This window comes from Mycobacterium sp. ST-F2, from assembly GCF_001905655.1.
Classification (GTDB): domain Bacteria; phylum Actinomycetota; class Actinomycetes; order Mycobacteriales; family Mycobacteriaceae; genus Mycobacterium.
Genome location: NZ_JMHT01000002.1, coordinates 38,651 through 53,328, shown reverse-complemented (window position 1 = coordinate 53,328; position 14,678 = coordinate 38,651). Strand labels below are relative to the sequence as shown.

Here is a 14,678-nt window from a genome sequence, read left to right as displayed (position 1 = left end):
CGCAACAATGATCATCCTGGGCATCATCTTGCTGATTCTGGGATACGCCTTGGGGGTACCGATTCTGGACACCATCGGGGTGATCCTGATCGTCATCGGCGCGGTCCTCTGGATCTTGGGCGCCGTTGGACGGCCGGTTGCAGGCCGCAAGGTGTGGTTCTGACCGGGCCATGACCGTCCCTGTTCACGACGGGCATTGTCGTGACGCGCGCCAGCCCCGATGCGAGGGGCCAGCCGGTCGGCGAGACGAAACACGTTGATACGACGGGCGGTACGGGACAGTCGGCACACGACGACATGGTGGCGCAGCCGCACGGCACAGATGAGGAACCGATCGCCGCCGCCGAAGCTGCCGCCGCGCAGATGAAAACCGACGCGCGTCCCCACGGGGAACTGGGTCGGCGGTTCAATCGGCAGTCACCATTCTTCGTCGGGATGACAGCGGCGGCCGGCGTGGCCGTGACCTACGGCGCCATGCACATGTTGATCACCGCGCGGTCGGTGCTGGTGCTGATCGGGGTGGCGTTCTTCCTGGCGTTGGGCTTGGAACCCGCCGTCTCGTGGTTCGTCAACCACCAATTCCCGCGATGGCTCGCCACCACAACCGTTTTCGTCATCTTTCTCGCCCTGATGGCAGCCTTCGTGGCGGCTGCCATCCCGCCGTTGTCGCAGCAGGCCACCCAGCTGATCCATCAGGCACCGCACTACATTCAGGAAGCCCAGAGCCATTCGTCCACCATCGGAAAACTGAACGACCGCTTCCACATTCAGCAGCGGATCACCGACATGATGAACGGATCGGGCGGCTCGATACTGAATGAGATCGTCACCGCCAGCTCGGCGGTATTCGCCGCATTGGCCGACGTCCTCATCGTCATCGTGCTCACCGTGTATTTCCTGATCGACTTTCCCCGCATCCGCGCGACGCTGTATCGCCTTGTCCCCCAGACCCGTCGACCGCGGGCGATTCTCATCGGGGACGACATGTTCGCCAAGGTCGGCGCCTACGTGCTGGGAAACGTGGCGATATCGGTGATCGCCGCGGCCGCCACCGCAGTCTGGCTGACGGCGTTCGACGTACCGTATCCCCTGCTGCTCGGCATCTTCGTCGGGCTCTTCGATCTGGTGCCTGTCGTCGGCTCGACCATCGCGGGTGTCGTGGTGGCGGCGGTGGCGCTCACGGTGTCACTGCCCGTATGTATCTCTACCGCAGTGTTTTTCGTGGTGTTCCGAGCCCTCGAGGATTACCTCCTGGTACCCCGCATCATCGGGCACGCCGTCAAGGTGCCCGCGTTGGTCACGGTGGTGGCGGTTCTCGTCGGAGGCGCACTACTGGGCATCGTCGGAGCGCTGGTGGCCATTCCCATCGCCGCCGCCGTACAGCTGATCGCACACGAGGTGTTGTTTCCGCGTCTCGATGACACCTGAGAAACGCGGTGTACGACAAGTCACAGCACCGCAGCGTTTGGAGGCCGGCCGGACTGGAAATTCTTCAGAGCAGGGCGCGACAGCAATGCCGCTCCTGACGCAATCCGTCCCATGAATAGCGGAAGGGTAGATATGACCGAGAAGGACAAGAACACCGGACCCGAGGAAGCCGTGCGCGGCGTGGTGGAAGGTGTCAAGGGTAAGGCGAAGGAAGTCATCGGCACCGTGACAGGTCGCGACGACGTCGTGCGCGAGGGTAAGGCCCAGCAGGACAAGGCCGATGCGCAACGCGACGCCGCGAAGAAGGAAGCGGAGGCAGACTCGGCGCGTGCCGGCGCCAAGGCCGCTGAGCAGCGTCAGGAAGCTGAACAGCGCCGCTGACTCATGACGAAGGAGAGGCCCCGCCGGGATTCATCCGGCGGGGCCTCTCGTCGGAACGAGTTGTCAGTTCGGGGCCGACGTGCACAAGATGCCGTGCGCGGTCTTCACAAGCGCGCCGGCAGGGCCCGCATCGGCCCCGTACTGCCCCGCCAGCGCGCCAATGACATCGGCACGCGACTGGCCACTGAATGCCATCTGACACGCCTGCAGCCCGGCCTGCATCACCGCGTCGTCGTCGCCGGGGAAGCCCACGTTACGGGCTTGGTTGATGAACCGTTGTTGTTCCGGCGTAAACGGCATCGGCCAGGCCGACGCGGGTCCGGCAGCGGCAACGGACAGCGCGGCGGCCGCGGCGACGGCACCTGCAATCAGGCAAATCTTCATGGACCTTGTCTCCCCCAAGTTTCCGGCCCCGCGGGTCGCGCGACCTCAACATGAATGAGCGTAATCCCCCCAGACCAGTCCCCGGACCGATATTTTCGCGCTGCACCGACACGAGCGCCCATCCCTTCGACGTGGCCGGAGCGGCGATCGAACAACACCCCGTCGGCCCTCGCGCTGCCCTTGCAACCGTCAGAACGGTCGGCTGTTCGCCTGCCATTTGGCCGATTCCGGTCGCGGACCGAAGCGCTCGACGTAGCGGTCGTGCATCTGCGACTGCTTCTGCCGCAGGACTTCGTCGATCAGGTTCGGGTCGAGGCCGTGCTGGCTCAGGCGGTAGCGGCGCCACACCTTGTTGAGCACGAACGCCATCACCAGCGCCCAGAAGTAGATCGGCAGCGTCATCTCGGAGTGCACATACACCGACGCCGGCAGCAGCCACAGCGGAGCCAGCACGAAGATCGGCGGGATGGCGTATCGGATCATGTGCCGGCGCACGGCCCCGTCGTCGGTCAGGTCCTGACGAACCCACTCCTGCAGGTGGTCCGGCAGGCGACGCCCGTAGGCATAGGTGATGCGCTGCCAGAACGTCGGACTGTCGGCGACCATGACGACTCCTTTGACTGATCATCTGGGGCCACGGCGCGTGTACCCTAATAGTTAGGACACTAACAGTTAGGCTGCTATTCCAATAGCCCGAAAGAACGTGATCCAGGCCGCAGATGAGCACCACATGCTGTGGGCACAAAATATTAGGACGCTAATTGGGTAATAAGCTGGGCAGCATGTCCGCTGCCTCCGAAGACGTCGACCCGCTGGCCCTGGAGCGGCAGGTCTGCTTCGCGCTGGCCATCACCAACCGTGCGGTGCTGGCCATCTACCGGCCACTACTCGAACCACTCGGGCTGACGCATCCGCAATACCTGGTCCTGCTGGCGTTGTGGGACAACGCAAAAGCCAAGCACGAGCCGTTGACCGTCAAGCAGATCGCCGCGCTGCTGCAGATGGATTCGGCGACCGTGTCGCCTATGCTCAAACGGCTCGAGGCCCTTGAGCTGATCCATCGCACGCGCAGCGCCACCGACGAACGCACCACCCACATCACCCTGACGCCGAAAGGCGTCGCCCTGCGCCGCCGCGCCCTGAAAATTCCGCCGGCGGTTGTCGAACAGCTCGGCGTCGACCTCGACGAGTTGGAACGCCTGCACACGGTGCTGACCAGAATCAACACAGCGGCCGTTGCCGCCGGCACGCTGACGGCAGGTTCGGGGTGACAGTTTCTAACTGAGCCCAGAGGACTGCGCAGCCGGCTGGGCCGGCTTCCCCGTGACCCCGAGTCGGCTCGCCACGTGGTCGGCGGCGCGGTCGGTGAGCCCGCGCGCCTGGTACGCACCGTGGGCGCTCTGATCGCCGCCGGTCGGTGAGCACACCGGATCCTCGGGGATGCACACGTCATCGGTCTTGCCGATGTAGCGCGGGCCGACGGTGATGGGCGGCGCGCCCGTGTAGATCATCTGCAGGAATCCGCTGGACGGTTTCCCGAAGAGGACAACGCCGGCCACGCGATCGGCCACCGATGCCGGCATCGGTCCGCTCAGCCCGGGCGGCAAGACGAAGCCCTGCGGCACGCTGTCCTCGGTGATGTAGGCGGCGACCGCCGCGCCCTGCGAGTAGCCGCCGAGCACGACCTTGGTGTTCGGGCAGGTGTTGGCGGTGGCCATGACCTTGTTTTTCGCGTCGATCACGCCGTCCGCAGCGGTCGCGAAATCAAGTGAGGCAGGGTAATTGACGGCGTAGACGTCCACCGACTTCCCCGGCGTCCTGGCGCGGAGCGCATCCACGAACGCCTGCCCGACGCCACCGACACCCGCGGGTTCGAAGGTGCCGCGGGCGAATACGACTTGCACGTCCGGGCAGGCCTCCGCCGCGACGTGCCCGGCAGTGGCGACGCCCCCGGCCGTGACCGACACCGCTGCGGCGGCAGCAATCAGCCACCGATCATTTCGATTCATCAGGACGCGCCCCCAACTCGACAACAATGCAGCGGCGGCGGCGATGCCCCCGCGATCACCCAATCCATGTCTACCCCATCTGACGCAGTTGAATCCCCCACCGCCCAGTGATTCACACCACGTGGGCGGCCCGAGGCAGCGAAATCGGCTGCCTCGGGCCCGAACTCACGCTCAGACGGACGTCAGCTCAGATTCGCGTTCGACCGGCTTCGGCCAGGGCTGCGGAATCGGGCGCTGACGCACGCGCTGCGGCCACCAGAACCAGCGTCCGAGCAGGCCGGCGATCGACGGCGTCATCAGTGACCGCACCACCAGGGTGTCGAACAACAGACCCAGACCGATGGTCGTACCGACCTGGCCGATGATGATCAGCTTGCTCACCGACATGGACATCATGGTGAAGGCGAACACCAGGCCCGCCGAGGTGACCACCGAACCGGTGCCCACCATGGCACGGATGATGCCGGTGTTGAGCCCGGCGTGGATCTCTTCCTTGATCCGGGAGACCAGCAGCAGGTTGTAGTCGGCGCCCACCGCCAGCAGCACGATGACCGACATCGGCAACACCATCCAGTGCAACGGAATACCGACGATGTGCTGCCAGAGCAGTACCGACAGGCCGAAGGCCGATGCCAGGCTCAGTACCACGGTGCCGACGATCACCGCCGATGCGACGACCGCACGGGTGAGGACCAGCATGATGATGAAGATCAGGATCAGCGCTGCGGCCGCGACGATCATCAGGTCGTAATCGGCACCGATCTGCATGTCGTTGTACATGGCTGCGCTACCACCGAGATAGATCGAGGAGCCCTCGAGCGGGGTGCCCTTGATCGCGTCGGCCGCGGCGACCTTGAGCGGCTCGATACGCGAGGTACCCTCCGGCGTCAACGGGTCACCCTGATGAATGATGGTGAACCGCACCGCATGTCCGTCGGGCGACATGAACAGTTTGAGCCCACGCTGGAAATCGGCGGTCTCAAAGGCTTCCGGCGGCAGGTAGAACGAGTCGTCGTTCTTGGCCGCGTCGAACGCCTCACTCATCGCGGTGCCGGTCTTCTGCATCGCGATGGTCTGATCCTGCTGCGCCTTCTGCATCTGGTACTGGTTCAGCAGCACCTGCTTCTGGTGCTTCATCGACGCGATCTGTTTGGGCATGGTCGCGACCATCTTGGGCATGAGGTCAGCCATGCGCTGCATGTCGGGAACGATGGCCTGGAAGTCATCCGATATCAAGCTGATGCCGTCGATGCTCTCGAAGACCGACCGCATGGACCAGCACACCGGGATATCGAAGCAGTGTGGCTCCCAATAGAAATAGTTGCGGATGGGCCGGAAGAAATCATCGAAGTCCGACAAGTGATCTCGAGTGTCACCCATGTCATCCGAGGTGGTCTTCATCTTGTCGGCCATGCGCTGTGACACCGCTGCCAGATCTGTCTGAACGCTCATCATCTCGGTCATGGCGTCGATGCTGTTCTGCAGATCGTCGGCCTGAGAGAGCAGATTGTTCAGATTGGTCTGCGTGTAGTCGTTGTTCATGAGCTGCGTGGAGCCGCTCTGTCCCACGGTGTACGGGATGGTCGAGTGCTTGATCGGGTCACCGTCGGGTCGGGTGATGGTCTGCACCTGGGCGATGCCGTGCACGTTCTTCAGCGCCTTGGCGATCTTGTCGATCACCAGGAAGTCGGCCGGGTTCCGTAGGTCGTGATCGGACTCGACCATCATCAGGTCCGGATTCATCTTTGCCTGCGAAAAGTGCCGGAACGCCGCGTCATAACCGACGTTGGCGGCGACGTCCTTGGGCAGGTAGATGCGGTCGTTGTAGGTGGTTTGATAGCCCGGCAGCGCGATCAGACCGACCAGTGCGGCCACCACAGCACCGACCAGGATGGCGCCGGGCCAGCGCACCGTTGCGGTGCCGACCCGATGCCACCCGGCGGTTCTCGTGTTCATCCGGGGTTCGAGGACCCGGCGGAAGCGGGTGCAGACCGAGATCACCGCCGGCCCCAGGGTCAGCGCCATCGCGACCACCATCACCATGCCGATGGCCAGCGGGAAGCCCATGGTCTGGAAGTACGGCAGCCGGGTGAAGTGCAGGCACAGGGTCGCGCCGGCAATGGTCAGGCCCGAGGCCAGCACCACGTGTGCGGTGCCGTGAAACATGGTGTAGTAGGCCGATTCTCGGTCCTCACCGGCCCGCCGCGCTTCCTGATAGCGGCCGATCAGGAAGATGGCGTAGTCGGTGGCCGCGGCGATCGCCAAGGTCACCAGCAGGTTGGTGGCGAAGGTGGTCAGCCCAAAGACGTTGTGGTAGCCCAGGAATGCCACCAGCCCTCGCGCCCCGGACAGCTCGAGCACCACCATCACCAGCACGATCAACGTCGCGATGACGGATCGATAGACCATGAGCAGCATGACCGCGATGACGGCGAAGGTGACCCCCTCGATCAGCTCCATGCTCTTGTCACCGACGGCGTTCTGATCGGTGCTGGTCGCCGCGGGGCCGGTCACGTAGGCCTTTACCCCCGGCGGAGCGGGACTTTCGGTGGCAATGTGGCGCACCGCGTCGACCGACTCGTTGGCCAGCGTCTCACCTTGATCACCGGCGATGTAGACCTGAACGTACGCCGCCTTGCCGTCGCGGCTCTGGGCGCCCTTGGCAGTCAGCGTGTCGCCCCAGAAGTCCTGGACGTGCTGTACGTGGGTGGTGTCGGCGCGCAGATCGCTGACCATCTTGTCGTAGAACGCATGGGCGTCGGCTCCCAGCGGCTTATCGCCTTCGAGCACGATCATCACCGAACTGCTGGTGCGGTATTCGTCGAATACGTTGCCGACGCGTTTGGTGGCGATCATCGATGGCGCGTCGTTGGGGCTCATCGACACGGCGCGCAGCTTGCCGACTTCCTCGAGTTGCGGGACGACAGTGTTCAGTGCGGCGATGACTCCGATCCAGGCCAGGATGATCAGCACGGCGAATCGTCGGAGGAACCGCGGTATTCCCTTGTGCCCCTTGCTCTCCGCCACCGGGATGGCGTCGGTCTGGGCCTCGTTGGCCGGCGCGCTCATGCGGCCTTCACAAAGCAGAAGGTTTCGGCGTTCATACCGGTGGCGGTCCTCTCTTCTTTGACCACGTCATCGACACTGACCCGGCAGCTGATGCTGTTGCCGTCGCCCTGGGCCAGGATGTTGGGCTGGACCGAGGGCAGAGTGGTCTGCAGGACCAACGTCCACGGCAACGACACCCCCGCGGCGCGCTGCGGCTTGCCTTCGAGGTCCATGTAGTTGATGACGGCCGTGCTACCCGTGCCGAAGATCTCGTACTTGACGAATTTGGGGTTGAAATCCTCGGCGTTGTCCGAGCTCTTCTCGGTGATGACCACGGGATTCGAGCCGAATACCTGTCGTACGTTCGACACGATCACCACACCGGCGGCGACCGCGACGATCACCAATAGCGGTAGCCATGCCCGCCGAAACACTCTCGTCATCGCTGCCTTCTTCAGAAGTTGCCGACCGCGCGGTCGTCGGGCATCTCGGGGGCACACCGCCATTGGCGAGCCGCCGCACATCTAGCTAGGTAACCTAACGGAAAAAGTGGATAGAGTCCATCCGCTTAAGTGTCGTCTTCGTTACAACCCGACGCAGGCCCGGCGCATTCCTGCCGCGGGCACTCAAGACTGATCTGCGACGGGAAACCCTTGGCCAGCAGGGAAATTCAGCCGCCGATCACCAACTGTTACTCAGCTGTTGGAGGCGAAGTCCCAGACCTGCATATTGCCGGCGGGGTAACTCATGCACACGTCGGTGGCCTTGGCGACCACGCCCTTGTTGTTGAAGAAGATCTTGGCCCAGTTGCCCCAGTGGGTGGCCACCTGTTCGTAGTAGACGTTGGTGGCGGTGTCCTCGGAGTACTGCCGGCGACCCGCGGGATCGAGCGAGAAGAACCAGTGGATGCGGTCCTGCGCCATCTGCTGAATGTCGGCGGGCCGGTTGTTCCGGTCGATCATGTAGCGCTGGTAGTACACCGGACTGGTGTCACGTACCGCCTGCAGGTACTGCTCGGCATCGCAAGTGGTGGCGACGATCCGGTGTGGGATCGGATAGTCGTCGGTCGCGTCAGCGGCAGCCGGCCCGGCCAGCGGCAGAGAGGTCGCCGCGAGGCCAATCACCATGGCGGCCAACGCATGTGCGGTCCAGTGGTGTCGCGTCATGCTGCGGGCCTTCCTCATGGCGGATCACCCACAACCGTCGGCCGATCGCAGTGTTCGACAACGAAACTATTCCAGTAAGTGGATGAAGTCAATCCACTTACCGGAACAGTGTCTCGGATTACACTGCGTGGGTGATGACCCGCCCGACCACAGATCGACCGTTGCGCAAGGATGCTGTGCGCAATCGTCAGCGGGTGATCGATGCGGCCCGCGATCTGTTCGCAACACGGGGCCTGAGCGCGACGCTCAACGAGGTGGCGCACCACGGTGGCATCGGCGTCGGTACGGTCTATCGCAGGTTCCCCACGAAGGAAGAGCTGATCGAGGCCATCTTCGAGGACGCGATCGACGAGGTCGCCGCCTTGGCCGATACGGGATTGGAATTCGACGACTCCTGGGCGGGATTCACCTGGTTCGCGGAACAGATGGGTCAGCAGACCGCCACCGATCGTGGCCTGCGAGAAATCCTGTACGGCAAGGGCGGCGGCAACCGGGTGGGAGCGGCACGTACCCGCCTGGTGCCGAAGCGCGCGAAACTTGTTGAGCGCGCCCAGAAAGACGGCTATCTGCGGCCGGGTATCACCGACAGTGACATGCCGATCCTCGGCCTCCTGGCGGGCACCGTCAGTGAATTCGCCGGGCACGTCGACCCCGAACTGTGGCGACGGTACGTGGCGATCTTCCTCGATGGGCTGCGCAATCGCGATGGGCAGGACAAGCTGCCGGTCGATGCCCTCGATGAAGACCAGGCCGCGATAGCCATGACCACCGCACCGCCGGAATCCTGCTTCCGCAGGTAGCGGCCGGCGCCGCCGTCTCCCCCTGGTTCCTGCCCGCGGGCTACTGGCTCATGTCCGGACCCGCACAACCGCCCTGGTTCCCCTGGCCATGGCGCACCCAGCTGTACTGACGACCAACGCCAATACCGTTGGAAGCGTTGATAACCCAGCGCATCGGTCGGTACGTGATCTGGATTCAGGCCCGCCTGGGGACCGTTGCCACGACAGTATTGGTCGTTCTGCTGCGACGGTGGTGTGCTTGAGGTTGTATTCGGGTGGCGACAGCGCTGGTGTCGTCGACCAGTTTCTGCGCGATCGAGGTGAGCGGTGCCTGACGGATTCAGCGGCCCGCCGGATGCGGCGGCACACGGCGCCCGTTCGTGGGAGGTCGCCGCTGTGCTGGCCGGCGGCTACGCGCAGAAGATCGGTAGGTTCCAATACTTCGTCGCTGATCACCGGTGGGTGTGGTCCGATGAGGTCGCCCGCATGCACGGCTACGAACCCGGGCAGGTCGAGCCCACGACCGAACTGCTCCTGAGCCACAAGCACCCCGACGATCGCGCCGAAGTCGCCGAGATCCTGCAGCGGGTCACTGATGGCGGCCTGTTCAGCAGCCGGCACCGGATCATCGACACGACGGGGAACATCCATTGGATGGTGGTGGTCAGTGATCACTTGTTCGACGACAACGGGAAACGCGGTGGGTACTCAGGGCTACTACATCGACGTCAGCGCCGGCTTACAAGCCGATCTGACCAAGGCGATGGCCAAGGTGGTCGAGTCCCGCGAGATCATCGACCAGGCAAAGGGCGTGCTGATGGTCGCGTACGGCGTCAGCGCCGATCAGGCCTTCGGCATCCTCACCTGGCGCTCGCAGGCCTCCCAGCGCAAGCTCAAGGATGTGGCAGCGGACTTCGTCAACGGGTTGATGCGGGAAGGTCTGTCCGCTGAAAGTGTCAACGCCATCGATCGCTTGCTGCTGGCGGATGGCTCGGGCGAGGACTGAAACCCGTTGCGGCATAGCCGACCTGGTCATCGGCCGACGGCGACCGGCCGTGGCTTCGATGAGTTAGTCCGCGAGTGCATGCCGGTCAGACCTTTCCACGAGCGGGTGCCGCAGGGTGATCCACACGGAATCATCGAGGGTGGTGATTTCGAATTCACCGTCATGTACGGTGCCAACTTCTGTTGGCACCTCGGAGTGCCGCACGTCGTGGCACATGATGCTGAGCTCCAGCGCATCTGAATCGACTGTCAGTGTGATGCGGGCAGTGCCCATGGTCGCAGTGAGGGCATGGGCCGTCAGTTGCGCGAGACGCCGCGCCGCGGTGTCGTCGACCGCGGGCAAGGCGCCGTAGGCGGTGATGGATGCGTCGATGTTGCGGTCCTGGGCGGCCTCGACGACGGGACGAAGTTCACGCAACAACGTGTTCTCGAATGACGACGATTGGTCGAAAAGTGCACGCAGTCGCTGATATTCGAGTTGCGCTTGACGCCGCATGGCCGCGTCTGCTGGTTTGCCCTCGGCAAGCGCCCGAAGCAGTGGGCTGATCGTCTTGGCCAGGTCGGCGTAGCGGTTCGTGTACTCCGCCTGCACCGCTTCGGCAATGCGAGCCGAGGCAAGGAGGCGCTTATGGCCGGAGATTTCCGCGTCGGCTGCAGCTGCCGACGCGCGAATGAGATTGTCGAACAACAGCGCTCGCAACTGGACCAGCAGAATGCCCGCAGCGCCGAATCCGACAGCAACGACGTTCGGAGTCGACGGATCACGAACGAGAACGGCGACGGCGGGGACGGCCCAGCACCAGGCGAGGACAGCAATGCTGTAGCGGAGACGCTCGTTGAGCACCAGTGGTAGGGCAGACCAGCCGATGGCGCCGTAGGTCCACTGCGCGTGCGATTCCAAAAGTTCGGTCGGCTGAAACACCGTCTGCACCGATGAGATCGCCAGGAGTGCCGCGATTGCGGCACGGCGGGGCAGGCCGGGTAACCCGGAGCTGCGAGCGGCCGATGAGACGGTGATCATTGCAGCTGCGGCCAGCAGCGCTGAATGCAACCGTGGATGCGTGGTCGCGTGCAGGGCGAACGGGATGACGGCGACCACATTCGCGACGGCGTAGGTCGTCATCGCCAGGTAGTACCGAGACCGGCCCCGTTCGATCAGCCGTTCCGGATCATCTGGCAGCTCCGCGGCGACGGGCACTTCAGCGGGCCAGCGCAATTCAACGGTTGTGCCGTGGCCAGGCCGGCTCAACACCACACCTTCACCACCGAGTCGCTGCATGCGAGCGACGATCGAGTCAGCGATGCCATGACCGCGCGACGGTCGAGTGGTGTCGAACCCGCAGCCGTCGTCGGCAACGCGCACCAATTCCGGCTGCACCGTGATTGTCACCTGGGAAGCACGGGCATGGCGATCCACATTGGTCAGTGCCTCGCGGGCGGCAGCGGACACCAAATTCGCGATGGCACCATCGATCCACATCTCCTCCGCGCCGTCGATCCGGCACGGTGTCGCGAGGTGATCTGTGTTATTTCGCAGGGCCGCAACCAGATCGGCGCGGGCTGCCGGCGTAGTGGTCTCATCGGTGAACACCAACAGATCACGCCGTGCCTGCACGGCGACCCGTCCCGGCGACAGGGACGTGCCGGCACTCACCATCAGCAGCGTGGACGCAACGGTGTCATGCAGCAGCCGTAGCTGTTCACGGTCGTACTCGCGCACCGCGGCGTCGACCTCGTGTTGCAGCTCTGCGGCGAGCCGGTCGGTACGCGCGGCGTCGACCGAGTCCGTGAGGCGCAATATCAGGGCGCGAATCACCATCGACATTGCCCAAAGCCCGGCAAAGTAGTAAACACCGAAGTTGTCGGCGACGTGACTCCAGCCAACAACGGAAGCGGCACCGATCGCATATGCGGCCGCAACCCCGGCAGTGAGGGCGACGTTGACCCGTGGACTCAAACCGGTGAAGCTGCCTATCGCCGTTCCGGCGATGGCCAACGGCCCCAGCGCGGCAAGGTGGGCCTCGGACACCAACTCCGGGATGGCCGCGCATGCGGCGACGATGACGATGTAGTCGACGGCGGTGTACCGCGGTGTGGTGGATCGGTTGAGCAGTCGGAATACCGACCAGCCGCCGGCGACGACACCGAATGCGACGCCGCCCGGTCCAGCCGCCGACGAGGTGCCGAGCATGACCAAATACACCACCAGGCTGCCGCCGTGGCGCAGGATCAAGCTGAGTGGAAGTGTCTGCTGCACCAAGTTGCGCCGTGCCGCGTCGGCGGCTTCAGACATGTCGGAACCACCGGATCGTATCGAGATCGAGAACAACGAGGCGTACCCGGGCATCACGTTGATCCGGCAAAATCATCGGCGCTCTCGCTTCTGGGCCACTCACCCCACTCGTGCGATGGTTCTAACACGCGGGGAGACACTTGGATCAGTGGCCGTGCAGCCGCCGGGCGAACGAGCGGTCAATTCATACGTTCGGACGACACAATTCGCCGCCAGACATCCGGTGCCGCCACTCATCGAGCCGGCGGTTTGCAAAGTCCTGCCATCTCAGATGACGAAGTGCCACGGAGTTTGAGAAGTGACACCCTCGGTCACTTTGCAAACTCCGTGGCAAACCGTATTCGTGGGTTGCTCCAGTTTTCGGATGAGCCAATTACGCTTGTCGCGTCACCTCGCCGGCTCAGGCGCCGGCGCCGCCACCAACGATTCGCGGGTCTGCCTGCGGGCGATGCGGGCAGGCCCTGCCACATACCACGCGGCCGCGGCGAGCAGCACTGCCAGGAAGATCCACGGGATCACGTCTGCCGGCCAGGCCGGGATCGGATACACGTTGCGGTAGAAGACATACGCGAGGCAGCACGTGACAGTCAACCCAATGATGGCCGCGACGCCAACGCTGGTCTGTGGCGCCAGGCGCCGCACCAGAATCGGGATACCCAATCCCATCAGCATGTAGGCGATCATGTAGCCGAAGGTTCCCATGGTTCCGGTGTAGGAATACACATCGAGCTCGTTGATTCCGCTGAGCCCCAAGCCGAGTGCCGCGATCAGGGCAGCCGCACTGAGCAAGATGATCGCCACATGCGGCGTCTTGCGGGTGGGATGCGTCGCGGCGAGCTTGCTGTGCACCAACTGCGACTCACCCATCGATCGCAGTACGCGACTGGCCGCTGTCAGTGAGCCGGCCACACAGGCGAAGTTGGAGGCCACCGCACCCAGATCGATGGCCAGCCCAAGCCAGTGCATGCCAAGGCCGTCGGCCAATGTGTTCAAAGGCGTTGCGTCGGCGGCCAGATTGTCGGCACCACCGAATCCGACGATCTGTGCATAAGACCCATACAGATACAGCGCGCCGGCCAGTAGTGCACTGCCGGTGACGGCCCGTGGGATTGTCCGTTGCGGGTCCTTGGCCTCGACCGACAAACAAGCGGCTGACTCGAACCCGACGAAACCCAGGGTCGCCAGCACCATGCCGCTGACCACCTGTTGCACCGTGATTCCGGTGGGCATCAGCGGCGCGAGACTGACCCCGTGCCGAACCAAAACCAAGGTGAGCACCAACAGAATTGCTCCGATAGAGAGCACCTCGAGTACCACACCGGTCCACGCGGAGATCCGGACGCCGCGGATCATCATCCATGCCGCGCAGACCACGCACACGATTTCCAGGATCACCGTGACCGAGATCGAAGTAGCGGGCGCTCCGGCGCTCGCCGGTGGCGCCACTCCGAGAAGGGGTTTGGCGTACTGCGAGAATTGTGCGACGCAGCCGACGGAGATGAGCAGGTACCCGAAGGCGAGACCGGTCGACCCGACGAACCCGACCGCCCTACCGAACGCGGCGGTGATGTGTGAGAGCAGGTCTTCTCCCGGCCGCAACCGCGCCGCCCGGGATACGCACCAGCCCACCAGGAGCAGTACGCACAAAGAGACGGCGTAGGAATACAAGGTTCCTGCGCTGGCGCTGGCGGCCACAAGCGTTGCGCCGGAGACCATTACAGCACTTGGCGCGATGCCGGCGGTCGACTGCGCGACAAGCTCGACACCGCTCATGCTGGCGGCCGCGAGTCCGGTACCCGAATTCTGCTGAGCATCTCTGAGTTCCTCGAGCCGCTCGACATTGGATATAGACGGCATTGATCGGCCTCCTCAATGGTGATTGGTCGGTCCACGAACACGGCACGACCGCATGCCGGCTACGATGCCGACGGCTGATGTGTGTATTGGGCGAAGTGACCAAGCAGCACAACCGCTTTCGGTCCATCACCACCCTCAGCCAACATTAGGGTCGGGTTGTTACCAATAGTGACAACGAATGTTAAAAACACCAACAAAAACGCTCTGCCGCTCGGCATTGAATGTGTTCTCGATTACTTTCGCCCACCGCGTTGCGGGATGCGAAAGCACTACCGATGACGCAGCTCACATGGTCAGAATTATTAGACCTGCGGCGGGCCAAGTGGAA

At 63.8% G+C, this 14,678-nt stretch carries 13 protein-coding genes and 1 pseudogene; 6 read left to right on the top strand and 8 right to left on the bottom strand.

All coding sequences use genetic code 11. From position 1 onward, the window contains the following. The first annotated feature begins 7 nt into the window (after positions 1 to 7). From EB75_RS28600 to mbp1, 3 genes are all read left to right on the top strand, one after another. Complete coding sequence (locus EB75_RS28600; protein WP_142239346.1) at positions 8 to 163, top strand: hypothetical protein; 156 nt, start codon at positions 8 to 10, stop codon at positions 161 to 163. Positions 164 to 297: 134 nt separating this feature from the next. Then, positions 298 to 1,428: an AI-2E family transporter gene (locus EB75_RS00710; protein ID WP_174557606.1), complete on the top strand. Its 1,131-nt coding sequence runs from the start codon at positions 298 to 300 to the stop codon at positions 1,426 to 1,428. Between the two features lie 132 nt (positions 1,429 to 1,560). After that, a complete protein-coding gene (mbp1, locus tag EB75_RS00705; protein ID WP_073693569.1) occupies positions 1,561 to 1,809 on the top strand; it encodes a microaggregate-binding protein 1 in 249 nt (82 codons plus the stop codon). A gap of 63 nt (positions 1,810 to 1,872) precedes the next feature. Here the strand turns inward: mbp1 and EB75_RS00700 are convergent, their stop codons facing one another. Both EB75_RS00700 and EB75_RS00695 read right to left on the bottom strand, forming a co-directional pair. Beyond that, a complete protein-coding gene (locus EB75_RS00700; protein ID WP_073693568.1) occupies positions 1,873 to 2,193 on the bottom strand; it encodes a DUF732 domain-containing protein in 321 nt (106 codons plus the stop codon). Between the two features lie 189 nt (positions 2,194 to 2,382). Beyond that, positions 2,383 to 2,799, bottom strand: coding sequence for a DUF5313 domain-containing protein (locus EB75_RS00695; protein ID WP_073693567.1), 417 nt, complete (start codon positions 2,797 to 2,799; stop codon positions 2,383 to 2,385). A 176-nt stretch (positions 2,800 to 2,975) separates the two neighbouring features. Here EB75_RS00695 and EB75_RS00690 point away from each other — a divergent pair, with 176 nt between their 5' ends. After that, on the top strand, positions 2,976 to 3,464 hold the full coding sequence (locus EB75_RS00690; protein WP_073693566.1) for a MarR family winged helix-turn-helix transcriptional regulator: 489 nt from the start codon (positions 2,976 to 2,978) through the stop codon (positions 3,462 to 3,464). A 6-nt stretch (positions 3,465 to 3,470) separates the two neighbouring features. On the opposite strand, the gene EB75_RS00685 is transcribed toward EB75_RS00690, so the two are convergent. From EB75_RS00685 to EB75_RS00670, 4 genes are all read right to left on the bottom strand, one after another. Then, positions 3,471 to 4,202 (bottom strand): cutinase family protein, encoded by a 732-nt coding sequence (locus EB75_RS00685; RefSeq protein WP_073693565.1) that lies wholly within the window; start codon positions 4,200 to 4,202, stop codon positions 3,471 to 3,473. 171 nt (positions 4,203 to 4,373) lie between these two features. Beyond that, the gene (locus tag EB75_RS00680) at positions 4,374 to 7,271 is read right to left on the bottom strand and encodes an MMPL/RND family transporter (RefSeq protein ID WP_073693564.1); all 2,898 of its coding nucleotides are present in this window, start codon (positions 7,269 to 7,271) and stop codon (positions 4,374 to 4,376) included. Beyond that, positions 7,268 to 7,693, bottom strand: a complete 426-nt coding sequence (locus tag EB75_RS00675; RefSeq protein ID WP_073693563.1) for an MmpS family transport accessory protein — start codon at positions 7,691 to 7,693, stop codon at positions 7,268 to 7,270. The genes EB75_RS00680 and EB75_RS00675 overlap by 4 nt, the downstream gene beginning before the upstream one ends. A gap of 252 nt (positions 7,694 to 7,945) precedes the next feature. Beyond that, positions 7,946 to 8,377: a DUF5078 domain-containing protein gene (locus tag EB75_RS00670; protein WP_142239349.1), complete on the bottom strand. Its 432-nt coding sequence runs from the start codon at positions 8,375 to 8,377 to the stop codon at positions 7,946 to 7,948. Between the two features lie 173 nt (positions 8,378 to 8,550). On the opposite strand from EB75_RS00670, the gene EB75_RS00665 reads away from it, so the two are divergent. Together EB75_RS00665 and EB75_RS00660 are read left to right on the top strand one after the other, a co-directional pair. After that, positions 8,551 to 9,216: a TetR/AcrR family transcriptional regulator gene (locus EB75_RS00665; RefSeq protein WP_073693562.1), complete on the top strand. Its 666-nt coding sequence runs from the start codon at positions 8,551 to 8,553 to the stop codon at positions 9,214 to 9,216. Positions 9,217 to 9,618: 402 nt separating this feature from the next. Then, positions 9,619 to 10,201 (top strand): annotated as a pseudogene (locus EB75_RS00660) (PAS and ANTAR domain-containing protein). Between the two features lie 63 nt (positions 10,202 to 10,264). Here EB75_RS00660 and EB75_RS00655 read toward each other — a convergent pair. Together EB75_RS00655 and EB75_RS00650 are read right to left on the bottom strand one after the other, a co-directional pair. After that, on the bottom strand, positions 10,265 to 12,493 hold the full coding sequence (locus EB75_RS00655) for a sensor histidine kinase (RefSeq protein WP_168175953.1): 2,229 nt from the start codon (positions 12,491 to 12,493) through the stop codon (positions 10,265 to 10,267). A 387-nt stretch (positions 12,494 to 12,880) separates the two neighbouring features. Further along, the gene (locus tag EB75_RS00650; protein WP_073693560.1) at positions 12,881 to 14,350 is read right to left on the bottom strand and encodes an APC family permease; all 1,470 of its coding nucleotides are present in this window, start codon (positions 14,348 to 14,350) and stop codon (positions 12,881 to 12,883) included. Positions 14,351 to 14,678: the final 328 nt, after the last annotated feature.